23 protein-coding genes and 1 riboswitch are annotated in these 25,725 nt (G+C 57.9%); of the genes, 21 read left to right on the forward strand and 2 right to left on the reverse strand.

Features of this window, described 5'->3' with window-relative positions:
• Positions 1 to 46: 46 nt before the first annotated feature.
• The 14 genes from leuB (at position 47) to A7976_RS06235 (ending at position 15,933) form a co-directional block, all read left to right on the forward strand.
• On the forward strand, positions 47 to 1,102 hold the full coding sequence (leuB, locus tag A7976_RS06170; protein ID WP_067108685.1) for a 3-isopropylmalate dehydrogenase: 1,056 nt from the start codon (positions 47 to 49) through the stop codon (positions 1,100 to 1,102).
• Between the two features lie 15 nt (positions 1,103 to 1,117).
• Positions 1,118 to 2,230, forward strand: a complete 1,113-nt coding sequence (gene asd / locus A7976_RS06175) for an aspartate-semialdehyde dehydrogenase (protein ID WP_067108688.1) — start codon at positions 1,118 to 1,120, stop codon at positions 2,228 to 2,230.
• A 138-nt stretch (positions 2,231 to 2,368) separates the two neighbouring features.
• On the forward strand, positions 2,369 to 5,470 hold the full coding sequence (locus tag A7976_RS06180) for a FimV/HubP family polar landmark protein (RefSeq protein ID WP_067108692.1): 3,102 nt from the start codon (positions 2,369 to 2,371) through the stop codon (positions 5,468 to 5,470).
• 120 nt (positions 5,471 to 5,590) lie between these two features.
• Complete coding sequence (locus A7976_RS06185) at positions 5,591 to 6,205, forward strand: CbiQ family ECF transporter T component (protein WP_067108695.1); 615 nt, start codon at positions 5,591 to 5,593, stop codon at positions 6,203 to 6,205.
• Positions 6,202 to 6,996, forward strand: coding sequence for a tRNA pseudouridine(38-40) synthase TruA (gene truA, locus A7976_RS06190; protein ID WP_067108698.1), 795 nt, complete (start codon positions 6,202 to 6,204; stop codon positions 6,994 to 6,996). Before A7976_RS06185 ends, truA begins: the two co-directional genes overlap by 4 nt.
• A gap of 49 nt (positions 6,997 to 7,045) precedes the next feature.
• A complete protein-coding gene (locus A7976_RS06195; RefSeq protein WP_067108701.1) occupies positions 7,046 to 7,669 on the forward strand; it encodes a phosphoribosylanthranilate isomerase in 624 nt (207 codons plus the stop codon).
• Entirely contained in the window at positions 7,656 to 8,858 is a 1,203-nt protein-coding gene (trpB, locus tag A7976_RS06200; RefSeq protein WP_067108704.1) for a tryptophan synthase subunit beta, read from the forward strand. Before A7976_RS06195 ends, trpB begins: the two co-directional genes overlap by 14 nt.
• Positions 8,855 to 9,655: a tryptophan synthase subunit alpha gene (gene trpA / locus A7976_RS06205; RefSeq protein WP_067108707.1), complete on the forward strand. Its 801-nt coding sequence runs from the start codon at positions 8,855 to 8,857 to the stop codon at positions 9,653 to 9,655. Before trpB ends, trpA begins: the two co-directional genes overlap by 4 nt.
• 9 nt (positions 9,656 to 9,664) lie before the next feature.
• On the forward strand, positions 9,665 to 10,531 hold the full coding sequence (accD, locus tag A7976_RS06210; RefSeq protein ID WP_067108710.1) for an acetyl-CoA carboxylase, carboxyltransferase subunit beta: 867 nt from the start codon (positions 9,665 to 9,667) through the stop codon (positions 10,529 to 10,531).
• Positions 10,524 to 11,828, forward strand: a complete 1,305-nt coding sequence (gene folC, locus A7976_RS06215; RefSeq protein ID WP_067108713.1) for a bifunctional tetrahydrofolate synthase/dihydrofolate synthase — start codon at positions 10,524 to 10,526, stop codon at positions 11,826 to 11,828. Before accD ends, folC begins: the two co-directional genes overlap by 8 nt.
• 8 nt (positions 11,829 to 11,836) lie before the next feature.
• A complete protein-coding gene (locus A7976_RS06220; RefSeq protein ID WP_067108716.1) occupies positions 11,837 to 12,499 on the forward strand; it encodes an SPOR domain-containing protein in 663 nt (220 codons plus the stop codon).
• 27 nt (positions 12,500 to 12,526) lie between these two features.
• The gene (locus A7976_RS06225) at positions 12,527 to 13,018 is read left to right on the forward strand and encodes a CvpA family protein (protein ID WP_067108719.1); all 492 of its coding nucleotides are present in this window, start codon (positions 12,527 to 12,529) and stop codon (positions 13,016 to 13,018) included.
• A gap of 32 nt (positions 13,019 to 13,050) precedes the next feature.
• On the forward strand, positions 13,051 to 14,595 hold the full coding sequence (purF, locus tag A7976_RS06230) for an amidophosphoribosyltransferase (RefSeq protein WP_067108721.1): 1,545 nt from the start codon (positions 13,051 to 13,053) through the stop codon (positions 14,593 to 14,595).
• Positions 14,596 to 14,760: 165 nt separating this feature from the next.
• Positions 14,761 to 15,933: an O-succinylhomoserine sulfhydrylase gene (locus tag A7976_RS06235; protein WP_067109161.1), complete on the forward strand. Its 1,173-nt coding sequence runs from the start codon at positions 14,761 to 14,763 to the stop codon at positions 15,931 to 15,933.
• 84 nt (positions 15,934 to 16,017) lie between these two features.
• Here the strand turns inward: A7976_RS06235 and A7976_RS06240 are convergent, their stop codons facing one another.
• Together A7976_RS06240 and tpx are read right to left on the reverse strand one after the other, a co-directional pair.
• The gene (locus A7976_RS06240) at positions 16,018 to 16,620 is read right to left on the reverse strand and encodes a peroxiredoxin (RefSeq protein WP_067108726.1); all 603 of its coding nucleotides are present in this window, start codon (positions 16,618 to 16,620) and stop codon (positions 16,018 to 16,020) included.
• Between the two features lie 107 nt (positions 16,621 to 16,727).
• On the reverse strand, positions 16,728 to 17,231 hold the full coding sequence (gene tpx / locus A7976_RS06245) for a thiol peroxidase (RefSeq protein WP_067108728.1): 504 nt from the start codon (positions 17,229 to 17,231) through the stop codon (positions 16,728 to 16,730).
• Here tpx and A7976_RS15060 point away from each other — a divergent pair.
• The 7 genes from A7976_RS15060 to hisC all read left to right on the forward strand — a co-directional run bounded on the left by A7976_RS15060 (position 17,230) and on the right by hisC (position 25,696).
• Positions 17,230 to 17,415, forward strand: coding sequence for a hypothetical protein (locus tag A7976_RS15060; RefSeq protein ID WP_131801006.1), 186 nt, complete (start codon positions 17,230 to 17,232; stop codon positions 17,413 to 17,415). The two genes, tpx and A7976_RS15060, sit on opposite strands and share 2 nt — an antisense overlap.
• A gap of 39 nt (positions 17,416 to 17,454) precedes the next feature.
• Complete coding sequence (gene gyrA / locus A7976_RS06250; RefSeq protein ID WP_067108729.1) at positions 17,455 to 20,001, forward strand: DNA gyrase subunit A; 2,547 nt, start codon at positions 17,455 to 17,457, stop codon at positions 19,999 to 20,001.
• Positions 20,002 to 20,035: 34 nt separating this feature from the next.
• On the forward strand, positions 20,036 to 21,118 hold the full coding sequence (gene serC / locus A7976_RS06255; RefSeq protein WP_067108730.1) for a 3-phosphoserine/phosphohydroxythreonine transaminase: 1,083 nt from the start codon (positions 20,036 to 20,038) through the stop codon (positions 21,116 to 21,118).
• Between the two features lie 31 nt (positions 21,119 to 21,149).
• Entirely contained in the window at positions 21,150 to 22,334 is a 1,185-nt protein-coding gene (locus A7976_RS06260) for a phosphoglycerate dehydrogenase (protein ID WP_067108731.1), read from the forward strand.
• A gap of 15 nt (positions 22,335 to 22,349) precedes the next feature.
• Positions 22,350 to 23,417, forward strand: a complete 1,068-nt coding sequence (pheA, locus tag A7976_RS06265) for a prephenate dehydratase (protein WP_067108736.1) — start codon at positions 22,350 to 22,352, stop codon at positions 23,415 to 23,417.
• Positions 23,418 to 23,471: 54 nt separating this feature from the next.
• A riboswitch (cyclic di-GMP riboswitch) is annotated at positions 23,472 to 23,559 on the forward strand.
• Between the two features lie 99 nt (positions 23,560 to 23,658).
• Positions 23,659 to 24,513 (forward strand): flagellar motor stator protein MotA, encoded by an 855-nt coding sequence (gene motA / locus A7976_RS06270; RefSeq protein ID WP_067108744.1) that lies wholly within the window; start codon positions 23,659 to 23,661, stop codon positions 24,511 to 24,513.
• A 79-nt stretch (positions 24,514 to 24,592) separates the two neighbouring features.
• Entirely contained in the window at positions 24,593 to 25,696 is a 1,104-nt protein-coding gene (gene hisC / locus A7976_RS06275; RefSeq protein WP_240483812.1) for a histidinol-phosphate transaminase, read from the forward strand.
• Positions 25,697 to 25,725: the final 29 nt, after the last annotated feature.

The following is a 25,725-nucleotide window of genomic DNA, read 5'->3' on the forward strand; positions in this document are numbered from 1 at the left end:
AATATTGCAGCCCTGGTTGTTTAATTAATTCATCTGGAAGAGTTTCATGAAAATCGCAGTTCTGCCGGGCGACGGCATTGGTCCCGAAATCGTGGCGCAGGCCGTCAAGGTGCTGAAGGCGCTGAATATCGGTATGGAAATGGAAGAGGCCCCCATCGGCGGCGCTGGTTATGAAGCAGCGGGCGATCCGCTACCGGACGCCACGCTCAAGCTGGCGAAAGAAGCTGATGCCGTACTGCTCGGCGCCGTCGGCGACTGGAAGTACGACAAGCTGGAGCGCCACCTGCGTCCTGAGCGCGGCCTGCTGCGCATCCGCAAGGAACTGAATCTCTTTGCCAACCTGCGTCCGGCGCTGCTGTATCCGGAACTGGCTTCCGCCTCCACGCTGAAGCCGGAAGTGGTCTCCGGCCTGGATATCATGATCGTGCGCGAACTGACCGGCGACATCTATTTTGGCCAGCCGCGCGGCATTTCCACTTTGGAAAACGGCGAGCGCGAAGGCATCAACACCATGCGCTACAACGAATCCGAGATCAAGCGCATCGGCCGCGTGGCTTTCGATATCGCGATGAAGCGCAACAAGAAAGTGTGTTCCGTGGATAAGGCCAACGTGCTGGAGACCACCGAGCTGTGGCGTCAGGTGATGATCGAGCTGTCCGCGGAGTATCCGGAAGTCGAACTCTCCCACATGTACGTCGATAACGCCGCGATGCAACTAGTGCGTGCGCCCAAGCAATTCGACGTGATGGTCACCGGTAACATTTTCGGCGATATCCTGTCGGATGAAGCCTCGATGCTGACCGGCTCCATCGGCATGCTGCCGTCGGCCTCGCTGGATGCCAACAACAAGGGCATGTACGAGCCCAGCCACGGCTCCGCACCCGATATCGCGGGCAAGGACATTGCCAACCCGCTGGCGACCATTCTGTCGGCCGCCATGATGCTGCGTTACACTTTCAATGACGAAACAAATGCGGTGCGCATCGAGGATGCCGTCAAGAAGGCGCTGGCACAAGGCTATCGCACCGGCGACATCTGGACGGAAGGCACGAACAAGGTTGGCTGCAATGCCATGGGCGACGCGGTGGTCGCGGCGCTGTAATTACAGGAAAACATCATGTTGAAAGTCGGTTTTGTCGGTTGGCGCGGAATGGTGGGATCGGTGCTCATGCAGCGCATGCGCGAGGAGCGCGATTTCGACCTGGTCGAGCCGGTGTTCTTCACGACCTCCAACCCAGGCGGCAAGGGTCCGGATGTCGGTCGTGATGTGCCTCCGCTCAAGGATGCCAGGAGTCTCGCCGAATTGAAGGCGATGGACATTATCGTTTCCTGCCAGGGCGGCGATTACACCACCGAGATATTCCCGAAGCTGCGTTCCGATGGCTGGAACGGCCACTGGATCGATGCCGCCTCAACGCTGCGCATGGAAAAGGATGCCGTCATCATTCTCGATCCGGTCAATCGCAACGTCATCCAGGACGCGCTCGCCAAGGGCGGCCGCAACTGGATTGGCGGCAATTGCACCGTGTCGCTGATGCTGATGGCGCTGGGCGGGCTGTTTCGCGAAAACCTCGTGGAATGGGCGACTTCCATGACCTATCAGGCCGCATCCGGCGCCGGTGCGCAGAATATGCGCGAGCTTCTTCAGCAGATGGGCGAAGCGCATCGCGTGGCGGGCGATCTGTTGCGCGATCCAGCCTCAGCGATCCTGGATATCGACCGCGAGGTCGCCGGTACCCTGCGCGACGAACGTTTCCCGACCGCGCACTTCGGCGTGCCTCTTGCCGGCAGCCTGATCCCCTGGATCGACAAGGATTTGGGCAATGGTCAAAGCAAGGAAGAATGGAAGGGCGGTGCCGAAACCAACAAGATTCTCGGCCGCGAAGCCAATCCGACACCTATCGACGGTTTGTGCGTACGCATCGGCGCAATGCGCTGTCATTCCCAGGCCCTGACCATCAAGCTGACGCGCGACGTGCCATTGGACGAAATCGACGCTATCATCGCTTCTGCCAACAGCTGGGTAAAAGTTGTGCCCAATGAGCGCGAAGCCAGCATGCACGAACTGACCCCAACTGCAGTCACCGGAACTCTTGCCGTGCCGGTGGGCCGTTTGCGCAAGATGAACATGGGCAGCGAATATCTCTCTGCGTTCACCGTGGGTGATCAGTTATTGTGGGGTGCGGCAGAGCCTTTACGCAGAATGATGCGTATTCTGGTGGAAACCTGATCATCAGTTTTGCGAACATTCGGAATCGTCGCATTAGCGTATATTTTCATAACCTCTTCTCATGTGTGGGATGAGCTTGCATGTCTAACTAATTGATGTTAGCGTGATAAAGACAAAATTTGGATTAAGGGTGGGATAGTGCATAACTCCAAAATCAAGCGGATTACCCTGGCAGTATGCCTAGCGCTGATGCCGTTCTCGGCCGGTGCTGCCGGTTTGGGAAAAATGACGGTAATGTCGGGGTTGGGGGAGCCGCTGAATGCCGAAATCGAAATTGCGGCAAACAAGGAAGAGCTTTCTTCATTGTCGGCACGCATCGCACCCTCCGAAACCTATGCCGAACAGGGCGTGGAGCGTGCTTCATCGCTCAGTAGCGTACGCGTCGAACTCGGCAAGAAGCCGGATGGCACGCCCATACTCAAGATCAGCAGCCAGCAACCGGTCAACGAACCTTTTCTTGACATGCTGATTCAGGTGGATTGGCCGACAGGACGACTGTTGCGCGAATATACCGCCTTGCTGGATCCTCCCGGTTACGGCGACCGCACGGCTTCGAATCCCGAGGCAGCAGCGGAAGGCGCCAGATTGCCGTCGGTGACGGCCCCCTCAAAAAAAAACACTACTAAAAGCGCATCCGCTGTAGCCGGAACTTCAAAGCCGGCATCCTCCGCGGCCCCTGTAGATACGTACGTCACCAAGCGCGGCGACACGCTGCGCAATGTTGCGCGCCACATGCAGGTCGACGACGTCACGCTTGAACAAATGCTGGTTGGCCTGTATCGAAACAACCGCGAAGCGTTCATGGGCGACAACATGAATCAGCTCAAGGTCGGCCAGATCATGCGCGCTCCTCGCGAAGAGGAGTTGCGTGCGATCAAGCCGCAGGACGCCTTGCAGGAAGTGCGCGTCCATACTTCCAACTGGAATGCCTATCGCAACGATGTGGCCCAAGCGGTCGCGCAATCGAAATCTGCACCCGCGGACGAGCAACCCCAATCTTCCAGCGGCAAGATCACTGCGCAGGCGGAAGACAAGGCGGCTCCTCCCGTTTCCGGTCCACGAGATGTCGTCAAGCTTTCCAGGAGCGAGGCTGGCGGCAGCAAGGCAGGCCCGGCAGGTAGCGGCAATGCCGCGATTGCCGAAGAAAAGATGCGGGCATTGGAAGAAGAATCCACTTCACAGGAAAAAGCGATTGACGAAGTCAACGAGCGGATCGCTTTTTTTGAAAAGCAGATTCAGGATATGCAAAAACTGCTGCTGGTCCAGAACCAGATGCTGGCCGAGTTGCAGAAGGCGCAGTCCGCACAGCAATCTCCTGGCGCCGAGCAGGCTCCGACTCCCGCTCCTGCACAACCGGAAGGCCAGCAGCCTCCAGCCGGGCAACCAGCTGCCCAACCTGCCAAACCCGCACCGGCGCCGGCTAAACCAACCGCCGAACCTACACAGGAAACCAGTCTGCTTGACGAGCTTTTGCAGGATCCGCTGAAACTGGGCGCAGCCGGAGGCGTATTGATTCTCCTGCTTGGCGGATGGCTGTTGTTGCGCAGGCAGCGCAGAAAGAATCTCGATAATTTCGAGAAGGGAATACTGACTTCCAGCGGCTTGAAGACGGATACGGTATTCGGCAGCACTGCGGGCGCGGCGGTCGATACCGGCGAAACCTCATTCATGTCGGATTTTTCCCATCGCAACGGCGCGGGAATGATCGATACCAGCGACGTAGACCCGATCTCCGAAGCAGAAGTGTATATGGCCTATGGTCGCGATGCTCAGGCTGAAGAGATCCTCAAGGACGCAATAAGCAAGGAACCGAAGCGTTACGAGCTCCACCTGAAATTGCTGGAGATCTACGCCAACCGCAAGGATGCCGCCGCATTCGAAACCCTGGCAGGCGAGTTATATGCCACGCTGGGCACCACCGATCCGATTTGGCACAAGATCGCCGAGATGGGCCGCGGGCTGGAACCCGAAAATCCGATGTATGCAGCGACCGAAGAGGGTGCAGGCGCATCGGCCACGACTTCCGGTTCTGCTGCCATTCAGGCGGCTGCTGGGGCTGCCGTTGCTGCTGCGGCGATCGGCGTGACATCAGGCGCAGCTGCCGAAGAGCCGGTGCAAGAAGATGTGCAGGATAACAGTCTGGACTTCGATCTTGGCATGCTGGCTGATGCCGATGGCGAGTCGCCGGCCGGTATCGAGAAGGATGACGAAGGTACTGCAGAGCTTGAGCCTTTGCCGGATCTGGGTGCTTTTTCTGCTCCTGCCGCAGAAACCGGGAAGCCTCAGGAGATGGCGGTAGAAGAGCCGTCCGACATGGGCATGGAATTTGAATTGCCGGAACCGGCGGCCGAAGGCAATGTGCAATTGAGCGCTGCCGATTTGAGCCTACCGGAAATGGAGCCGGCTGCTGAGGAAGTGGAGGAAATATCCTTCGACTTGCCGGCGCTGGATGTGGCCGATGCTGCCGAGCTTTCCGAAGAGCCGGTGCCAGCGCTTGAGAAAACGGCGGAGGAATCTCTGGCAAGCGATCTCTCTCTTCCGGACCTGACGGTTACGGAGCCTATCGAAGGGGAAGTAGAAGAAATCAGCTTCGATCTGCCTGAATTGACATTACCGGGTACCGAATCCCTTGGCGAAGAGGAAACATTTGTATTTCCGGAGACGATAGAGCCTGCGGCGCCGGCCGAAGATGTGGCAACTGCCGCCGAATTCGAAATGCCGGAAACGCTTGAAGAGTCTGTCGAATTGGCAACGGCACCTGCTGAGTCTCCTGCGCTTGATTTGCCTGAAGTTGCTGAGTCCATTGAGCCGGTGCCGACAGCAGAGCCCGAGCCAGTGGCTGAACCCGAGCCTTCTGAATTAGTGGTCGATGAAATCGCTTTCGAAGAGCCGCCCAAGGAAGAGGAAAGCGCGCTCGATTTCAACTTTGATCTCGATGTCGAGCCTGAAGCCCCAGCGGAAGAAGCTCCCGCCACGGCGGCGCCTATTCCTGATCTGGACCTTTCCGGCATCAGCCTGGAGATCGGTGAGCCTGCACCGAGCGTAGCCGAACCCGCTACCGAGGAGATCACACTTTCCGGTACGGAATCGTCCGATGTCGATACCAAACTCGATCTGGTAACGGCGTATATGGATATGGGCGACACCGAGGGTGCGCGTGAGTTGCTGGAAGAGGTGTTGCAGGAAGGCGGCCCGCAACAGCGCGAACGTGCTCAGAAACTGCTGGATTCGCTGGCATAAAGCTTGCGAACCTATGCGACAGGGCCGGGCATATGCCCGGCCTTTTCATTTAGAGCCTGTTCCGGGCGGGGCGAGAAGTGCCGCTGTGCTTTCGTTTTCGATTGAGTAGGCTTGCAAGCGATGGTCATGCACCCTTCATTGCGTATTCTCCTGCTGATGTTGTTGGCAATAGCAGTTCAGTTTATGGAGCCATATGTACTCGCACTTTCAGGTGCGGTGCTACTCGTGGCGGCCATGTATTGGCATATCGGTCTGCTGACTCGGATACTGCTGCGTTCGCGCTGGCTTTTGCTGACTCTGCTTCTGGTCTATGCCTTCACCACGCCGGGAGAATATCTTCGAGGTTGGGATATCTATGCGCCGACGTATGAGGGGATACGGCAAGGTTTGCTACAGGCGATGCGTCTGGCAATAATGCTGGTCGGGCTTGCTATCTTGCTGGGGATTACGCCGCGAGCAGATATGATGGCCGGGATCTATCAGCTGATTCGGCCATTGCGTTACGTCGGCATATCCGTCGATCGCTTCACGGCCCGGCTTTGGTTGACGATGCATTACGTGGAGACAGAGCGCCCCAAGAGTAAAACTGCATTCTGGGAGCGATTCGAGTCGGCCTCCAATTCCGAGGAGGGGGCAGGCATGGATACCGTGAAGTTTCATCTTCCGCGGTTCACGCGCATGGATTGGGGCGTTGGATTCCTGACCATCATTCTGATCGTGGGGTACATGTTATGAGGATAGCCGTCGGCCTGGAGTACGACGGCAGCGGTTTCTGCGGCTGGCAGAGCCAGCCGAGCGGATGCGGCGTGCAAGATCATCTGCAGAAAGCGATCCGGGAAGTGGCCGGCCATTCCGTCACCGTGCACGCAGCCGGCCGCACGGATGCGGGCGTGCATGCGATGTCGCAGGTGGCGCATTTCGATGTCACGGTAGAGCGCCCCATGACGGCCTGGGTGCGAGGCGTCAACGCATTCTTGCCGGCAGGTGCGCGCGTCCTGTGGGCACAAATGGTGCCCGATGAGTTCCATGCCCGTTTTTCCGCATACCGGCGCAGTTATCAATATCTTCTGCTTAATCGCCCCGTTGCACCTGCCATCATGGCTGCCAAGGCGGGGTGGTTTCATTTGCCGCTGGATGCCGAAGCCATGCGGGAAGCTGCAAGCTATCTGCTGGGCGAGCATGATTTCAGTGCCTTCCGCGCGGCGGAATGCCAAGCAAAATCCCCAGTTAAAACCTTGCAACGCGCTGAAGTGCGTCGCGTCGGAGAGACCATCCTGTTCGAGTTCAGCGCGAATGCCTTTTTGCATCATCAGGTCCGCAACATGGTCGGCGCACTGGTCTATATCGGAAAAGGAAGCTATTCGCCGGAATGGATGAAATCCTTGCTGGCCGAGCGGAATCGTACGCTCGCACCGCCAACCTTTGCACCGGGTGGACTTTATCTGGTGGGGGTGGGATACGACGAAGCATTCGGATTGCCCGAGTGTCAGCGTCGTGTGACCGACCTGCTTATGCCAACTGGCTGACAGCCGAACCGCTTTCGGATACGCTTACGCTTTTTCTGAGAGTCGTCCTTTGCGCACTCGCGTCAAAATTTGTGGCATTACCCGCGCCGAAGATGCGAAGGCAGCCGTTGCGCATGGCTGCGACGCTATCGGGCTGGTATTTTACGAGTCAAGCCCCCGTTACGTTGCTCCGGACGCAGCTGCCGCAATTGCGGCACAATTGCCGCCGTTCGTGAGTGCGGTCGGGTTGTTTGTCGATGCGCCGCCAGCGTATGTGCGTGAAGTCCTGGCCCGGGTACATCTGGATCTGCTGCAATTCCATGGCGACGAATCGCCGGAGTACTGTCGCCAGTTTGGCATGCCTTATATCAAGGCCGTTCACGTCCGGCCCGAGACAAATTTGCTACAATACGCGGCCGCTTACGCCGATGCGAAAGGCTTGCTGCTGGATACCTATATGCCGGGCACCCCCGGCGGCACGGGAAAAACGTTCGACTGGACGCTGATTCCGGAGAACTTGCCCAAGCCGATCATATTGGCCGGAGGGCTGGATGCCGGCAACGTAGGCGAGGCGATACGCCGCGCACGCCCGTATGCAGTCGATGTAAGCGGTGGCGTGGAGCGCGAAAAAGGAATCAAGGACGCAGACAAGGTGGCTGCGTTCATGCGAGGAGTTCTTGATGGGCAAGTATGATTTTCCCGATGCGCAAGGCCATTTCGGCCAGTTTGGCGGCATCTACATGGCAGAAACGCTGATTCCGGCGGTCGACGAGCTACGCCGCCAGTATCTGCATTTCCGCGACGACCCCGATTTCAAGGCCGAGTTTGCCTACGAGTTGAAGCATTACGTCGGCCGTCCGAGCCCGGTTTATCACGCCAAGCGTTTGTCCGAGCATTTCGGCGGCGCGCAAATCTATCTCAAGCGCGAAGACCTGAATCACACCGGCGCGCATAAGATCAACAACGCCATCGGCCAGGCTTTGCTGGCAAAACGTATGGGCAAGAAGCGTGTCATCGCCGAAACCGGTGCCGGCATGCACGGCGTGGCAACCGCTACCGTAGCGGCACGCTTCGGCATGGAGTGTGTGGTGTACATGGGGGCGGAAGACGTGCAGCGTCAGGCGCCGAATGTGTTCCGCATGAAGCTCCTGGGGGCGACCGTGGTGCCGGTCGAAAGCGGTTCCAAGACCCTTAAGGATGCCTGCAACGAAGCCATCCGCGACTGGGTGACCAACTGCGAAAGCACATTCTATATTTTCGGCACTGCGGCCGGTCCGCACCCGTATCCGATGATGGTGCGCGATTTCCAGTGCGTCATCGGCAATGAGGCCAAGGTGCAAATGCCCGAGATGATCGGGCGTCAGCCGGACGTGATTATTGCCTGCGTCGGCGGCGGTTCCAACGCCATCGGCATGTTCTACCCTTATATTGAAGAAGAGAACGTGCAACTCATCGGTGTCGAAGCCGGCGGTCACGGTCTTGCTACCGGCCAGCATGCGGCCCCGCTCACGGCAAATGCCAAGGTCGGCGTGCTGCATGGCAACAAGGTTTACCTGATGCAAGACGAAAACGGGCAGATCATCGAAACCCATTCCATTTCGGCCGGTCTGGATTACCCTGGCGTCGGGCCGGAGCATTGCCTGCTCAAGGACATCCATCGCGCACAATACGTTGCCATCAACGATGACGAAGCAATCGACGGTTTTGACGCGCTGTGCCGGTTCGAGGGTATCATTCCCGCGCTGGAATCCAGCCACGCGCTGGCCCACGCCATCAAGATCGCGCCGACGATGGGCAAGGATAAAGCCATCCTGGTCAACCTGTCCGGCCGCGGCGACAAGGACATGAATACTGTTGCACGTATCAAGGGAATCACGCTGTGAGTCGTATTAAGGCTGTTTTCGAGCAACTCAAACAACAACAGCGCAAGGCGCTTATTCCGTTCATTACTGCCGGTGACCCTAATCCGCAACAGACCGTGCCGATGATGCATGCATTGGTGCAGGGCGGTGCCAACATGATCGAGTTGGGCGTGCCGTTCTCCGACCCGATGGCGGACGGCCCGACCATCCAGCGCGCCTCGGAGCGCGCGCTCAAGCACAAGATCGGTTTGCGCGACGTGCTGAGCATGGTGGCGGAATTCCGCAAAACGAATACGAATACGCCGGTAGTGCTCATGGGCTACGGCAATCCAGTCGAAGCGATGGGCTGGGCCCAATTCGCGCAGCGCTGCGCCGAAGTGGGCGTGGACGGCGTGCTGACCGTGGATTTCCCGCCTGAGGAAAGCAGCGAAGCATTTGAGCATCTTGCGCAATACAACATCGATCCGATTTTCCTGCTGGCACCGACCTCGGCGCCGGAGCGCGTGGACGCCGTCGTTGCTGCGGCCCGCGGATTCATTTACTACGTCTCCCTGCGCGGCGTGACTGGCGCTGCAAACCTCGATCTAGCCGATGTGGCCGACAAGGTGGCTGCAATTCGCGGCAAGACCCTGCTGCCGGTCGGTGTAGGCTTTGGTGTGCGCGATGCCGCTACCGCCAAGGCGGTGGCCAGCATTGCGGATGCCGTGGTCGTCGGCAGCCGCATGGTTCAGGAAGTCGAAAACTCCAACGAACAGAACGTAGCCGCGAATCTTGCAAAACTGACGCAAGAGCTGCGCGCCGCGATCGATTCGAATTAAAAGGCAATCATGAGCTGGTTACAGAAACTTCTTCCCCCGAAAATCAAACGCGGCCTCGGCGCCAACCGCAAGACAGTGCCGGAAGGGCTGTGGAGCAAGTGTTCTTCCTGTGAGGCCGTGCTTTACCGTACCGATCTCGAAAACAATCAGGAAGTTTGTCCCAAGTGCGGTTATCACAATCGCATTTCGGCACGTACCCGCCTGGATTTCGTGCTGGATGCGGAAGGTCGTTTCGAGATCGGGGCGGAAATCACGCCGCTCGATCCGCTCAAATTCAAGGACAGCAAGCGCTACGCCGACCGTATCAAGGCGAGCCAGGCCGATACCGGCGAAACCGACGCGCTGGTTGTGATGCAGGGCGCGATCAAGACGGTGCCGGTAGTGGCGGCTGCGTTCGAGTTCAAGTTCCAGGGCGGCTCCATGGGTTCGGTCGTTGGCGAACGCTTTGCTCGCGGCGTCTCGGTCGCCATTGAACAGAAAGCGCCTTTTATCTGTTTTTCTGCCAGCGGCGGCGCCCGCATGCAGGAAGGCCTGTTTTCGCTGATGCAGATGGCAAAAACCAGTGCTGCGCTGACGCAACTCAGCAAGGCGCAATTGCCGTTCATCTCGGTTCTGACCGATCCCACAATGGGAGGTGTTTCGGCCAGTTTTGCGATGCTGGGCGATATCATCATCGCCGAGCCGCAGGCCCTGATCGGCTTTGCCGGCCCGCGCGTGATCGAACAGACGGTGCGCGAGACTCTGCCGGATGGCTTCCAGCGTGCCGAGTTTCTGCTGGAGCACGGTGCAATCGACTTGATTGTAGACCGGCGCGAAATGCGCGATCAGCTCGCCAAGCTGATCGGTAATCTGATGCACCATACTGCCCTTGCCTGATCCTGCTACTTATTCGCATGCCACGCCGGCCGATCTCGCCGGCTGGCTTTCCTACCTAGAACAGCTGCATCCAAAGTCTATTGCGCTCGGTCTCGACCGGGTTGGCGAGGTTGCGCGCAGACTCGGGCTGGAACCGCAGTTTCCTATCATCACCGTCGCCGGAACCAACGGCAAGGGTTCGACCTGCGCGATGCTGGAGTGTATCTATCTCGAAGCAGGCTATCACGTTGCCTGCTACACCTCACCCCATCTGTTACGCTATAACGAGCGCGTCCGCATCGACGGTGTCGAGGTTTCTGACGATGCGTTGTGCCGCGCATTCGAGGCCGTCGAGCACGCGCGCCAGGATATGGCGCTGACCTATTTCGAGTTCGGTACGCTGGCCGCGATGTGGCTGTTCATCGAAAGCAATGTTCAGGTCGCAGTGCTTGAAGTCGGGCTCGGCGGACGATTGGATGCGGTGAATGTCTTCGACCCTTCATGTGCCATATTGACCAGCGTCGATCTCGATCATATGGATTACCTGGGCCCCAGCCGTGAAAGCATAGGCCGGGAGAAGGCGGGTATTTACCGCAAGGGCATTCCGGCGATTTGCGGCGATTCGTTGCCGCCCGATACCGTGATAGCGCATGCCCTCGATATCGGTGCCGAGTTTAGCCAGGTCGGCAGACATTTCAATTTCGAAAAGCATGATGATCAATGGGATTTCGTGTCGGGTGCCATCCGGATATCCGATCTGCCGCTACCCGCGTTGAGCGGAGAGTTCCAGTTTTATAACGCCAGTTGTGCGCTGGCGGCCGTGCATGCCATGCAGTCCTGCTTGCCGGTTTCGGAAGCGGCATTACGTGCCGGTTTGCGACATGTGGCGCTGCAGGGGCGATTCCAGGTGTTTTCGGGTACGCCGGAGGTCATTCTCGATGTGGCGCATAATCCGCATGCAGCCAGGGGCCTCGCGGAGAATCTCCGAAAATCCCCGCATCGCGGAAAGACGCTGGCGGTATTTGCGATGCTGGCCGACAAGGACATTGCAGGCGTGGTGCAGGAACTGGCCGGAGAAATCGACGCCTGGTTCGTGGCCGACATACATGAAGCGCGTGGCGCGCGGGCAGAGGTGTTGCAGGCACATCTGCAAGCTGCATCGCCCAATGTTGTCGTGCGCTGTCACGAGGATGTGATTTCCGCATTCCGCCGGGCCTGTATGAGTGCGGGTGAAAATGATAGAATTGCGGCATTCGGTTCTTTCTACACGGTGGCCGATGTGTTGCGCATATTGCCCACCGTCCGTCCCGCATCTTAGGAATATTCATGGCGACTGAGAAGTTGAGCGAGCAGGAAATCCAGTTGAGAAAACGTGCCAGGCGACGCCTGGTGGGCGCTGTGGCGCTAGTGCTGCTGATGGTGACGGTGCTGCCTATGGTGCTGGATGATCGTGAGGCGCAAACTCCGCAGCCGGAAATCGCCGTCAACATCCCCAGCCAGGACGGTAACGATTTCGCCTCTCGCATCGTGCCTGTGGAGCCGGGAGCCGAAGGCTCGCCGCAACCGAACCAATCTCCGGATACGCCTGTCGAATCACCTCTGCCGCAAGCCGAACCTGCTCCGACCCCCGCTCCGGAGCCGGAGCCTAAGGCTGAGCCGGCTCCCCAACCAGAAACCCCGGTTATGCCGGAGCCCAAGGTGGAGGCGCCTGCGGCCATACCAGCCCAACCTGCGGCGCCTGCCAGGCAGGCCATGACCAATGATGGATATACCGTACAGATCGGCGTGTTTTCCGATGCTGGAAATGTAAAACAGTTGCAAAGCAAGCTGGAAGCGTCCGGTTTCAAGTCATACACGGAAAAGCTGGGTATGCCTGGCGGCACCAAGATTCGTTTACGCGTCGGCTCTTATGCGACGCGTGCAGAGGCTGAAAAAGTACGCGACAAACTGAAGGCTGCGGGTACCACTGGTATTGTGGTTGTGAAGTAAGCAAGGCCGGGAAAGGCCTGCTGAGCCATGACATTTTTTGATTATGCGGTGCTCGGTATTATCGGGCTTTCGATACTGCTGAGCATATTGCGCGGTTTCCTGCGTGAAACGCTTTCGTTGGCCGGATGGGTCGCAGCTTTTTTCGTTGCCAGACTTTACACGCTGCAACTTGCCCCTATGCTGCCTCAGGCCATACCGGGCGAGTCATTGCGGTTACTGGCCGCGTTCCTGATACTTTTCCTGATCACTTTGCTGATCAGCAGCCTTCTGGCAATTGCGTTGGCAGAAGTGTTCAAGAAAATTGGCCTTGGCTGGCTGGATCGCGTGTTGGGGGCTTTTTTCGGTTTGGCGCGGGGTGTCCTGATCGTCGGCATTATCGTGTTACTCGGTGGCTTGACCACGCTTCCGCGCGAGACCTTCTGGCGCGATGCGATGTTCAGCGCGCCGTTCGAAGCGCTGGTGATCAGCGCCTTGCCTTGGCTGCCGGAAGGCATTGCCAAGCATATTAATTACGACTAACTTTAGCGTTTCAAGCAGGAGCGATTACACGCATGTGCGGAATTATCGGTATCGTCGGCAAGAACCCCGTCAATCAGATGCTTTATGACGGGTTGCTGGTGCTGCAGCACCGCGGGCAGGATGCCGCGGGCATCGTCACCAGCGATGGCGGCACGTTTTACATGCACAAGAACAACGGTCTGGTTCAGGATGTGTTCCAGACGCGCCACATGCGTAACCTGATCGGCAACGTCGGTATCGCCCATGTGCGTTATCCAACGGCAGGCTCCTCATCTGCCGCAGAGGCTCAGCCGTTCTATGTGAATTCCCCATTCGGCATTGTGCTCGGCCACAACGGCAACCTGACCAACTCCCAACAATTGAAGCGCGAGATGTTCCGCCAGGATTTGCGCCACATCAATACCACCTCCGATTCCGAGGTGCTGCTGAATGTATTGGCGCACGAGATCGAGAGCAGTGCTCGAAATACCGCGCTGGATGTAGACATGGTCTTCGATGCCGTATCCGGCGTGCACAAGCGCGTAAAGGGCGCTTACGGCGTAGTCGCAATGATCGCCAATTACGGGCTGCTGGCGTTTCGCGACCCGTTCGGCATCCGCCCGCTGGTCATCGGCAAGTCTGAAACCGAGAAAGGTGTGGAATATGTCGTGGCTTCCGAGAGCGTGGCGCTCGATGTGCTGGGCTTCCAGCTGGTGCGCGACGTAGCCCCTGGCGAAGCCATCTTTATCGACATGGATGGCAATTTCCATGCGCGCCAGTGTGCCGAGGATCCGGTGCTGAGCCCATGTATTTTCGAGTATGTTTACCTGGCGCGTCCCGACTCCGTCATTGACGGCGTCTCCGTATATCAGACCCGTTTGCATATGGGCGAGAGCCTGGCGGAAAAAATCCGTCGCGAATGGGCGCACCTGGATATCGACGTGGTGATTCCCATTCCCGACACCAGTCGTCCGAGCGCGCTGCAGCTGGCCAATGCGCTGAACCTGACCTATCGCGAAGGATTCATCAAGAATCGCTACATCGGCCGCACCTTTATCATGCCGGGTCAGGCATTGCGCAAGAAATCCGTGCGTCAGAAGCTCAACCCCATCGGCATGGAATTCAAGGGCAAGAACGTGCTGCTGGTGGACGATTCCATCGTGCGGGGTACGACCTCCCAACGTATCGTGCAAATGGCGCGTGAAGCGGGTGCGAACAAGGTGTTCTTCGCTTCCGCAGCACCTCCCGTGCGTTTCCCCAATGTGTACGGCATCGACATGCCTTCGCGCGATGAGTTGCTCGCCACTGGCCGTAGCGATGATGAAATCTGCCGCGAGATCGGCGCCGATGCGCTGATTTACCAGGATCTCGATGCCTTGGTACACAACATTCAGCGCAGCAATCCGGCGATCAAGCAGTTCGATTGCTCCTGCTTCAATGGCTGCTACGTGACTGGCGACATTACTGAAACGTACTTGGCCGAGATCGAATCCGCCCGGGGCGACATGGACAAGATCGCAAAGCCGGCCAATTCAAGCACGCAGCTTGACCTGAACCTGGTGGGCTCGAACAGTCGCGAGGAAGAAGAGGCCGCCTGACAGGTTGACAAAGCAAGGCCACGGTTTTATCGTGATGACTGCGCCGATTTGACAGTTTCAGCTTGCGGGCGCATTACAAATGCAGCTAAAGCGAGCCAAAGGAGCCCGTTTTAGCCATTGCTGAAACGGGTTTTTTATTGCCTGAAGCAGGCAGAAGGACAAGCCATGGATTATTCCAACCATCCGGAAACGCTAGGGGTTCGTGCAGGAAGCGCACATACCGAATTCGGGGAAAATTCCGAAGCGATTTTTCTTACTTCCAGTTTCGTGTATACCAGTGCCGCTCAGGCTGCGGCCCGCTTCAGCGGGCAGGAGCCGGGTAATATCTATTCGCGCTTCACCAATCCTACGGTTACCATGTTCCAGGACAAACTGGCGGCGCTGGAAGGCGCGGAGTTCTGCGTCGCCACCTCCAGCGGCATGTCTGCGATCCTGGCATGCGTGATGGGCTTGTGCTCGGCGGGCGATCATATCGTGGCCTCGCGCAGCATCTTCGGCACCAGCGTGCAATTGTTCGGCAACATACTCAAGCGCTGGGGGCTGGAGACCACTTTCGTCTCGCTGACCGATGAAGCGGAATGGGCGGCTGCGGTGCGTCCGAATACCAAGCTATTTTTCGTGGAGACACCGTCTAATCCGCTCACCGAAGTCTGCGACATTGCGGCGCTGGCCGCGTTGGCGAAAAAATCCGGTGCGCTGCTTGCGGTGGACAATTGCTTTTGCACCCCGGCTTTGCAGAAACCGATCGATCTTGGCGCGGATATCATCATTCACTCTGCCACCAAGTATATCGACGGGCAGGGGCGCTGCCTGGGCGGCGCGGTCCTCGGCAGGAAAGACGTGCTGGAGCCGGTGTACGGTTTCCTGCGTACGGCCGGCCCGACCATGAGCGCATTCAATGCCTGGGTGTTCCTCAAGGGACTGGAAACGCTTAGCCTGCGCATGGAAGCCCACTCGCGCAATGCGCTGGCGCTGGCGCAGTGGCTGGAAGGGCAGCCGCAGGTGGAGCGGGTGTATTACCCCGGACTGCCATCCCACCCGCAGTACGCGTTGGCCATGCGGCAGCAGAAGGCCGGCGGCGGCATTGTGTCGTTCGACGTCAAGGGAGGGAGGGACGGCGCCTGGAAGTTGATCGACGCCACCCGGATGGTGTCGATCACGGCTAATCTGGGCGATGCCAAGAGTACGATTACCCACCCGGCGACGACGACGCACAGCCGAGTGACGCCAGAGGCGAGGGCGGCTGCCGGAATCGGCGATGGACTGGTGCGCGTCGCGGTTGGCCTGGAGCATATCGATGATATCAAGGCAGACCTGGAGCGCGGGCTGAAAGGCTAGAAGTTCAAGCTGTTCGGTGACCGATAGTATTCTGAAACGACAACGGGGCCATTGGCCCCGTTGTCGTTTCAATGCCTGACTTGATTACAGTTCGGCAGCGTGCGAAGCCAGATACTTGGCAACGCCTTCCGGGCTGGCGTCCATGCCAGCCTTTCCTTTGCTCCAGCCGGCCGGGCAGACTTCACCATGTTCTTCGGTGAATTGCAGTGCGTCGATCATGCGCAGCATTTCGTCGATGTTGCGACCCAGCGGCAGGTCATTCACGACTTGATGGCGAACGATGCCGGCCTTGTCGATAAGGAAGGAGCCGCGATAGGCGACGCCTGCATCGGCTTCGACGTCATAGGCTTTGCAGTAGTCATGCTTCATGTCGGCGATCAGCGGGTAGCCGACCTTGCCGATGCCGCCGGCGTTGACTGGGGTGTTCTTCCACGCCAGGTGTGTGAAGTGCGAGTCGATGGATACGCCGACGACTTCCACGCCACGTTTCTTGAATTCTTCCAGACGATGATCGAATGCGATCAGTTCGGACGGGCAGACAAAGGTGAAGTCGAGCGGATAGAAAAACACGACGGCGTATTTGCCCTTGATATGCTCAGCCAGTGTGAAGTTGTCGTTGATGCTGTTGTCGCCCATGACGGCGGCAGAGGTAAAGCTCGGTGCGGCTTTTCCAACGAGAACGGCCATATGAATTTCTCCTTATTTGGATTAGGTTGAATGGGGGTTGAATAATCCGACAGCTTAATTCAACCGATGCCGAATTTCTATCGCTTGTTGCGAGATTCCGTGCCGGATTATTTCAGAACCGCAGCTGCGGCATCATAGTTGGGTTCGGTGGTGATTTCGTTGACCAGTTCGCTATGCAGCACTTTGTTGTTCTCATCCAGCACGACAACAGCACGCGCCGCAACACCTTCCAGTTTGCTGCTAGCCAAGGCTACGCCATAGTTTTCCAGAAATTCGCGGCCGCGCATGGTCGATAGCGTGGTGACGTTGCTCAGGCCTTCCGCGCCGCAAAAACGTTTCTGGGCGAAGGGAAGGTCAACGGAAATGCAGAGTACGACGGTGTTCGGCAGGTCACTTGCAGCTTGGTTGAATTTGCGTACCGAAGTAGCGCAGGTGGGAGTATCGATGCTTGGGAAAATATTCAGGACTTTGCGTTTCCCTGCGAAATCCGCGAGGGTAACGTTTTGCAGATCCTGGTTTACCAGTTTGAAATCGGGGGCGGTTTGGCCGACCTTGGGAAAGTCGCCGGCGACGTCGACGGGATTGCCTTTGAGATTGACGGTGCTTGCCATGTTGGTTCTCCTTGAGACTGTTGTTGTTGAAACCAAACAAGCATCATGCGGCAGGCCGGGTGCTAATTCAACAATGAATAAAAAAGGGATTTTAAATCAAGGCCTTTTATTCTGTTGTCGTGAAGAGTCGAAACTCCTGACGCAAGAGGTATTTGGCCGTGATGGAGAGCGCTTCTCATGCTAGAATCGAAGCTTTTATGCCTTCGCTGAATCAATAGGATTTATGGATCAGTTCGCCAAAGAAACACTCCCCGTCAGCCTAGAAGAAGAGATGCGCCGTTCCTACCTCGATTACGCGATGAGCGTGATCGTGGGCCGCGCATTGCCCGATGTTCGTGACGGTCTGAAGCCGGTGCATCGCCGCGTACTCTATGCGATGCACGAACTTTCCAACGACTGGAATCGCCCTTACAAGAAGTCGGCGCGTATCGTCGGCGACGTGATCGGTAAATATCACCCGCACGGCGATACCGCGGTGTACGACACCATCGTGCGCATGGCGCAGGATTTCTCGCTGCGCTACATGCTGGTCGACGGCCAAGGCAACTTCGGCTCGGTCGATGGCGACAATGCCGCCGCGATGCGTTACACGGAAATCCGCATGTCGCGCATTGCGCACGAACTGCTTGCCGACCTCGACAAGGAAACGGTCGATTTCGGGCCGAACTACGACGGTTCAGAGCACGAGCCGCTGATCATGCCGGCGCGTATTCCCAATCTGCTGATCAACGGCTCGTCCGGGATCGCGGTGGGCATGGCGACCAACATCCCGCCGCATAATCTCAATGAAATCATCGACGCCTGCATGGCGGTTTTGCAAAACTCCGAGATCACGATCGACGAGCTGATTGACATTGTCCCGGCGCCGGACTTCCCGACTGCCGGCATCATTTACGGCACCGTCGGCGTCAAGGAAGGCTACCGCACCGGCCGCGGCCGCGTGGTGATGCGTGCCCGGACGCACTTCGAGGACATCGGCCGCGGCGAGCGCCAGGCGATTATCGTCGACGAACTGCCGTACCAGGTGAACAAGAAGTCGCTGATCGAGAAAATCGCCGAGCTGGTCAACGAGAAGAAGATCGAAGGCATCTCCGATCTGCGCGACGAATCCGACAAATCCGGCATGCGCATGGTGATCGAACTGAAGCGTGGCGAAGTGCCGGAAGTCGTGCTGAACAATCTCTACAAGCAAACCCAACTGCAAGATACCTTTGGCATGAACATGGTGGCTCTGCTGGACGGTCAGCCGCGCCTCTTGAACCTCAAGCAGATGCTGGAAGCCTTCCTGCGTCATCGCCGCGAAGTCGTCACGCGCCGTACCGTATTCGAGCTGCGCAAGGCGCGCGCCCGCGGTCACGTGCTGGAAGGCCTGGCGGTCGCGCTGGCCAACGTGGACGAGATGATCGCGCTGATCAAGGCCGCGCCAACGCCGCCGGAGGCCAAGGTTTCGCTGATGGATCGCATCTGGAAATCGCCGGTGGTGGAGGAAATGCTGAAGCGTGCTGCCTCCGATGCATCTCGCCCGGAAGGGCTGGATGAAGCCTATGGCCTCAAGGCCAACGGTTACAAGCTCTCCGACGTGCAGGCGCAGGAAATCCTGCAGATGCGCTTGCAGCGCCTGACCGGTCTCGAGCAGGACAAGATCGTCACCGAGTACAAGGAAGTAATGGATGTCATCACTGACTTGCTGGATATCCTGGCCAAGCCGGAGCGCGTCACGCAGATCATCGTAACCGAACTGTCCGCGATCAAGGCGCAGTTCGGCGACAAGCGCCGCAGCGAGATCGAGCACAACGCGCAGGACATCTCGCTGGAAGATCTGATCACGCCGGAAGACGTGGTAGTGACGCTGTCGCACACCGGCTACGTCAAATCGCAGCCGTTGGCCGAATACCGCGCCCAGCGTCGCGGCGGACGCGGCAAGCAGGCGGCGGCGACCAAGGAAGACGATTTTATCGACAAGATGTTCGTTGCCAATACACACGATTACATCCTGTGCTTCTCCAGCCGCGGCCGTGTTTACTGGCTCAAGGTCTACGAAGTGCCGCAAGGTTCCCGCATCAGTCGCGGCAAGCCCATCGTCAATCTGTTCCCGCTGGAAGAAGGCGAAAAGATCAACGCCATCCTGTCGGTCAAGGAATTCGACGAAAACCATTACATTTTCATGGCGACCGCACAGGGAACCGTGAAGAAGACCGCGCTGACCGAGTTCTCCAACCCGCGCAAGGCCGGCATCATCGCCATCAACCTGGATGATGGCGATTTCCTGATTGGTGCCGAAGTCACCAACGGTGCCAACGATGTGGTGCTGGTCTCCGACGGTGGCAAGGCAGTGTGGTTCGACGAAGAAGATGTACGTCCGATGGGCCGTGCAACGCGCGGCGTGCGCGGCATGAAGCTGCAGGCCAAGCAGCAGGTGCTGTCGCTGCTGATCGCCGAGGACGACAAGCAGACCGTGCTGGTCGCCACTGAAAACGGTTACGGCAAGCGCACCGTGCTGGCCGACTTCCGCCATTCCGGCCGCGGTACGCAGGGTGTGATCGCAATTGCCACCTCGGCGCGTAACGGCAAGGTCGTGGCCGCCAAACTGGTGAGCGATGAAGACGAGATCATGCTGATCACCACCGGCGGTGTGCTGATCCGCACCCGCGTCAAGGAAATCCGCGAGCTGGGTCGCGCCACGCAGGGCGTGACGCTGATCAACCTGGGCGAAGGCGAAAAGCTTTCCGGCCTGGAAAAAGTGGTCGAAACCGACGACGAAGAAGAGTAATTAGTGTGAACAGGCCCTAAAAGGAGGGTTGGCTATGACGCAGATTTACAATTTCTCCGCCGGTCCGGCGGTGCTGCCCAAGGAAGTGCTGAAGCAGGCGGGCGAGGAAATGCTGGACTGGCACGGCTCTGGCATGTCGGTGATGGAGATGAGCCATCGCGGCAAGGAGTACATGAGCATTCAGGCCGAGGCCGAGGCCGATCTGCGCGAATTGTTGAATATTCCCGCCAATTACAAGGTGCTGTTCCTGCAGGGCGGCGCTTCGATGCAGTTCACCGCAATCCCGATGAATCTGCTGCGCGGCAAGAAAAAAGCCGATTATCTTAATACCGGCGAGTGGTCAAAGAAGGCGATCAGCGAAGCGAAGCGCTACTGCGACGTGAATGTGGTCGCCAGCTCCGAAGATAAAAACTTCAGCTACGCCCCGACGCAGGATCAGTGGAAGCTCGACCCTGATGCGGCCTATGTGCACTACACCTCGAACGAGACCATAGGCGGCGTGGAAATTTTCTGGACGCCGGAGACCGGCAATGTGCCGCTGGTTGCGGACATGTCTTCGCACATCCTGTCGCGCCCGATGGACGTCAGCAAGTACGGCCTGATCTATGCCGGCGCGCAGAAGAACATCGGTCCGGCCGGCCTTACCATCATCATCGTGCGCGATGACCTGATCGGCGATCTGCTGCCCGGCACGCCGACGATGTTCGACTACAAGCTGCAGGCCGACAACGACTCCATGTACAACACGCCGGCCACCTATGCGATCTACATTGCTGGCCTGGTGTTCAAGCTGCTGAAGGCACGGGGCGGTCTGGCCGAGATGGAAAAGGTCAATCTGCGCAAGGCCAACCTGTTGTACGATTATCTCGACAGCACCGATTTCTACCGTTGCCCGACCGCGAAGGAAAACCGCTCGCGCATGAATATTCCGTTCACGCTGGCAAATCAGGCGCTGGACGACGCGTTTCTCAAGCAGGCAAGTGCGCTCGGTTTGATGCAGCTGAAGGGCCACCGCTCGGTGGGCGGCATGCGTGCGTCGATCTACAACGCCATGCCGGAAGAGGGCGTGAAGACCTTGGTCGAGTTCATGAAGGAGTTCGAACAAAGCAATTCATAAGCCCGCCGCAAGGCGGCAAAGGGAGGGAGTCGTGGGCAAATATCGCATACTGATCCTCAACAAGATTTCGTCGCACGGTTTGAAGCGTTTGCCGGCGGAAAGCTATGAAACCGGCAGCGAAGTGACGAATCCCGACGCCATCCTCGTGCGTTCCGCACGCATGCACGAGATGGATATTCCTCCCACTGTCAGGGCCATCGGCCGAGCCGGTGCAGGCACCAACAATATTCCCGTTGCCGAAATGAGCAAGCGCGGGGTGGTGGTGTTCAATACTCCGGGCGCAAATGCCAACGCGGTGAAGGAGCTGGTGTTGGCTGGCATGCTGATGGCGGCGCGCAATATCGCTCCCGCGATGAAGTTTGTAGCCGCCTTGCAAGGCGACGACGCCTCGCTGGCGGCGCAGGTCGAAGAGGGCAAGAAGCCCTTCGCCGGCATTGAACTGCCGGGCCGGATGCTGGGCATTATCGGGCTGGGCTCGGTCGGCGGCATGGTCGCCGATACGGCGCTCAAGCTGGGCATGAAAGTGCAGGGCTACGATCCGGATATCACCGTGGATGCGGCCTGGCGGCTTTCATCGGACGTGAAGCGGGCGCACAGCATAGATGACGTATTCCGCCACAGCGATTTCATCACGCTGCATGTGCCACTGGTCGATGCGACACGGCAGATGGTGAATGCCGAGAGGGTTGGGCTGATGAAGCACGGCGCCGTGCTGGTCAATTTTTCCCGCGAGGGTGTGATCGACGAGCAGGCAGTACTGGATGGGCTGGAGAGCAAGAAATTGCGCGCATATGTATGCGATTTCCCGACGGTCCGCATGAAATCGCATCCCGGCGTGATTGCGTTGCCGCATCTCGGTGCTTCAACGCAAGAGGCCGAGGATAATTGTGCAGTGATGGTGGTGGAGCAGGTACGCGAGTTTCTGGAGAATGGGAATATCGGCTATTCGGTGAATTTTCCCAGCGTGCAGATGCCGCGCGAATCTGCCTTCCGGATGGCGATTGCCAATGCCAATGTGCCCAATATGCTGGGGCAGATTTCCACGGCAATGGCCGAAGCAGGCTTGAACATTCACAATATGGTCAACAAGTCGCGCGGGGAAATGGCGTATACGCTGGTCGATCTCGATAGCCCGGTGCCAAAAGAAGTCGTGGCGAAAATCAGCAGTATCGACGGCGTACTGAATGTACGGACATTACCAGTCATAGAAAATTAAAATACAGAGCATTGCATGAGCGAAGAACTTAAGAAGTGCCGGGAACAAATCGATAGCATCGATGAGCAGCTGCTTCAGCTGGTCAGCCGTCGCGCGCAGTTGGCACATACCATCGGCAATCTGAAAAACGGCGGACCGATCTATCGCCCCGAGCGCGAAGCGCAGGTGCTGCGCCGTCTGCTGGATCAGAATCCGGGCCCTTTGTCGGGCGAAGCGGTCACCGCCATTTTTCGAACCGTGATGTCGAATTGCCGTGCGCTTGAAAAGGAATTATCCGTCGCATTTCTCGGCCCACTCGGCACGTTCAGCGAAGAGGCCGCCAACAAACAGTTCGGCGGGCTTTCCAAGCCGGTGCAATGCGCTTCCATTGATGAGGTTTTCCAGACAGTGGAAACCGGTGCGGTCGATTATGGCGTGGTGCCGGTAGAGAACTCCACCGAAGGCGGTATCGGCCGCACGCTGGATCTTCTACTCCTGACAAGCTTGTATATTTGCGGCGAGATAGCGTTGCCGGTGCATCATAATCTCTTGTCGAAAGCATCCGACAAGAGCGGTGTGACCAAGCTCTATTCGCACGCACAGTCGCTGGCGCAATGCCATGAGTGGCTGAACCGCAATCTGCCCGGCATCGAGCGCCAGGCGGTCGCCAGCAACTCCGAAGCCGCGCGTCTGGCCGCCATTGAACCGGGTGCGGCTGCCATTGCGAGCCGCCGCGCCGGCGAACTGTTCGGTCTCAATCTGCTGGCCGAGAACATCGAGGACGATCCGCGGAATACCACGCGTTTCCTTGTGCTGTCGAACCATGATGTAGCGCCTTCCGGCAAGGACAAGACCTCGCTGGCCATGGCCGCACGCAACGTTCCGGGCGCGGTGGTTTCCTTGCTGGAGCCGTTGGCTCGCCATGATGTCAGCATGACAAAATTCGAATCGCGCCCCGCGCACACGGGCTTGTGGGAATACGTATTCTTTGTCGATATCGAAGGGCATCGTGAAGATGCGCGCGTGGCCGCCGCGTTGCAGGAGGTTGATGACAGGGCGGCTTTCCTGAAGGTGATGGGCTCTTATCCCGTGGCAGTGATCTGAACACTATTCCATTTTCACTGTGGGTTCTTTCGGGTAGAATTCACAAAATCAAATAACTGATAAAGGCAAACTTGCCGAAAGGCAAGGGCGCAAAATCACCGGTCTAAAGAGGTTTTTCCTCCATGACAGCGGGATTGCCAGATTCAACGCATGCATCGCTTCATGCCATGCACCTCGTCATCCGATTCGGGTATCCAAGCTATTCCGGTTTTGCGCCTTAACAATAATAAGGTGTAAATGCATGAATCTGATTTTGGGGTTTCTCGTCGTCGTCGGCTGTATCGCCGGCGGCTATCTTTGGGCTGGCGGTCATTTGCTGGCGTTGTTTCAGCCTGCGGAGATGCTGATCATCGGCGGTGCCGGGCTGGGCGCTTTCCTGATTTCCAATCCCGGCAGGACGATACGCGAATGCATGCATAGCCTGCCGCTGGCCCTCAAAGGCTCGCATTACAATCTGGCGTACCACCTAGATGCACTGGCGCTGATGCATGCCTTGCTGGCAAAGGTACGCAAGGATGGGCTGATGTCGATTGAGTTTGACATTGAAGAGCCAGGCAAAAGCGCGATCTTTGCAAAATATCCCAGAGTCGCTTCCGATGCCAGAACGCGCGAGTTCATCTGCGATTACTTTCGCATTATCGTAACCGGCAACATGAATAGTTATGAAATCGAGAATCTGATGGATATCGATCTCGAAACGGCCAGCCATGCTGCCAGGAAGCCCGCCGATGCCTTCACCCACCTCGCCGAATCACTACCGGCTTTCGGTATCATCGCCGCCGTCATGGGAGTGGTTGTCACCATGGCGTTTATCGGCGGACCTCCCGAAGAGCTTGGGCACAAGATCGGCGCGGCTCTGGTAGGTACGTTTCTGGGCATCCTGATGGCGTACGGTTTTATCGGGCCGGTCGCCAAGCTCCTGCAAAATCTGGCCGAGGAAGAAGAGCAGTTTTTTGCTTGCCTCAAAACCTGCATCGTGGCTTATCTGAACGGCTATCCGCCCAAGACCGTCATTGAGTTCGGACGCATGACAATCGCACCGGACCTGCGTCCCTCCTTCCAGGAAGTCGAAAACTATTGCGTGCCGCGTCGATAGTGCATTTCGGTTAAAATACGGTTGCGGCGGCAGCCGCTTTTTTATTTCCGATCTGATTATCGAATCGCAGGAGTCCGCATTGAATACGTTGAGCGAGCTCGCACCGAGCCATATCCGCTCCATTGCCCCTTACCAGCCGGGAAAACCGATTTCGGAGCTTGCCCGAGAACTCGGGCTTGACGAGGCCGGCATCGTCAAGCTGGCGTCCAACGAGAATCCTCTGGGCATCAGCCCGCTGGCGAAGCGGGCGATTGCGGATGCGCTGGCGAGTATTGCGTTGTATCCCGACGGCAATGCCTTCGAATTGAAGCAGGCAATCTGCAAAAAATTCGGGGTGCAGGCGGCGCAAATCGTTCCGGGCAACGGTTCAAATGATGTACTGGAAATTGCCGCGCGCGCTTTCCTCGCGCCGGGGCTCGAAGCCATCTATTCGCAGCATGCCTTTGCCGTGTATCCGCTCGTGACGCAGGCGGTCGGTGCCATTGGAATCAGCACTCCGGCCAAGGACTTCGGCCACGACCTGCAGGCGATGCGTGTCGCTATTACGGCAAAAACGCGCATGGTGTTTATTGCCAACCCGAACAATCCGACCGGCACGCTGCTTGATAAGTCCGAGCTTCATGCCTTTCTTCGCGATTTGCCGCAGCATGTGCTGGTTGTGCTGGACGAAGCTTACGACGAATATCTTTCCGATGCGCAGAAGTCGCAAAGCATCGCCTGGCTGTCGGAATTCGATAACCTGATCGTGACGCGTACTTTCTCCAAGGCCTATGGCCTTGCCAGCTTGCGCGTCGGATTTGCGCTGGCGCATCCGGCGGTGGCCGACATGATGAATCGCGTGCGCCAGCCATTCAACGTCAACAGCGTGGCGCAAGCGGCGGCTGCGGCGGCCTTGCAGGATGACGATTTCGTCAGCCGCAGCCGCGACCTGAACGATGCCGGCATGAAGCAGATGATCGAAGGTTTATCGAAACTGGGACTGCGCTACATTCCGTCATTCGGCAATTTCGTCAGTTTCCATGTGCCGGATGCGGCCGCGGTGAACCGCAAGCTGCTCGAAAGAGGCATTATTGTGCGTCCCATTTTTGCCTATGAAATGCCGGACTGGCTGCGCGTCAGCATTGGCCTTCCCGCAGAGAACGCACGTTTCCTGCAAGCGATGGAAGAGATACTCGCAGCCTGATCGGGCAGGAAAAGCAGGCAATAAAAAAG

It is taken from the genome of Methylobacillus sp. MM3, assembly GCF_001645185.1.
Lineage (GTDB): Bacteria > Pseudomonadota > Gammaproteobacteria > Burkholderiales > Methylophilaceae > MM2.

Excerpts from the sequence above, each read along its gene's own strand:
- leuB (WP_067108685.1), top strand. The coding sequence starts at position 47 with ATGAAAATCGCAGTTCTGCCGGGCGACGGCATTGGTCCCGAAATCGTG.
- asd (WP_067108688.1), top strand. The coding sequence starts at position 1,118 with ATGTTGAAAGTCGGTTTTGTCGGTTGGCGCGGAATGGTGGGATCGGTG.
- A7976_RS06185 (WP_067108695.1), top strand. The coding sequence starts at position 5,591 with ATGGTCATGCACCCTTCATTGCGTATTCTCCTGCTGATGTTGTTGGCA.
- truA (WP_067108698.1), top strand. The coding sequence starts at position 6,202 with ATGAGGATAGCCGTCGGCCTGGAGTACGACGGCAGCGGTTTCTGCGGC.
- trpB (WP_067108704.1), top strand. The coding sequence starts at position 7,656 with ATGGGCAAGTATGATTTTCCCGATGCGCAAGGCCATTTCGGCCAGTTT.
- accD (WP_067108710.1), top strand. The coding sequence starts at position 9,665 with ATGAGCTGGTTACAGAAACTTCTTCCCCCGAAAATCAAACGCGGCCTC.
- A7976_RS06220 (WP_067108716.1), top strand. The coding sequence starts at position 11,837 with ATGGCGACTGAGAAGTTGAGCGAGCAGGAAATCCAGTTGAGAAAACGT.
- A7976_RS06225 (WP_067108719.1), top strand. The coding sequence starts at position 12,527 with ATGACATTTTTTGATTATGCGGTGCTCGGTATTATCGGGCTTTCGATA.
- purF (WP_067108721.1), top strand. The coding sequence starts at position 13,051 with ATGTGCGGAATTATCGGTATCGTCGGCAAGAACCCCGTCAATCAGATG.
- A7976_RS06235 (WP_067109161.1), top strand. The coding sequence starts at position 14,761 with ATGGATTATTCCAACCATCCGGAAACGCTAGGGGTTCGTGCAGGAAGC.
- A7976_RS06240 (WP_067108726.1), bottom strand. The coding sequence starts at position 16,620 with ATGGCCGTTCTCGTTGGAAAAGCCGCACCGAGCTTTACCTCTGCCGCC.
- A7976_RS15060 (WP_131801006.1), top strand. The coding sequence starts at position 17,230 with ATGTTGGTTCTCCTTGAGACTGTTGTTGTTGAAACCAAACAAGCATCA.
- tpx (WP_067108728.1), bottom strand. The coding sequence starts at position 17,231 with ATGGCAAGCACCGTCAATCTCAAAGGCAATCCCGTCGACGTCGCCGGC.
- gyrA (WP_067108729.1), top strand. The coding sequence starts at position 17,455 with ATGGATCAGTTCGCCAAAGAAACACTCCCCGTCAGCCTAGAAGAAGAG.
- serC (WP_067108730.1), top strand. The coding sequence starts at position 20,036 with ATGACGCAGATTTACAATTTCTCCGCCGGTCCGGCGGTGCTGCCCAAG.
- pheA (WP_067108736.1), top strand. The coding sequence starts at position 22,350 with ATGAGCGAAGAACTTAAGAAGTGCCGGGAACAAATCGATAGCATCGAT.
- motA (WP_067108744.1), top strand. The coding sequence starts at position 23,659 with ATGAATCTGATTTTGGGGTTTCTCGTCGTCGTCGGCTGTATCGCCGGC.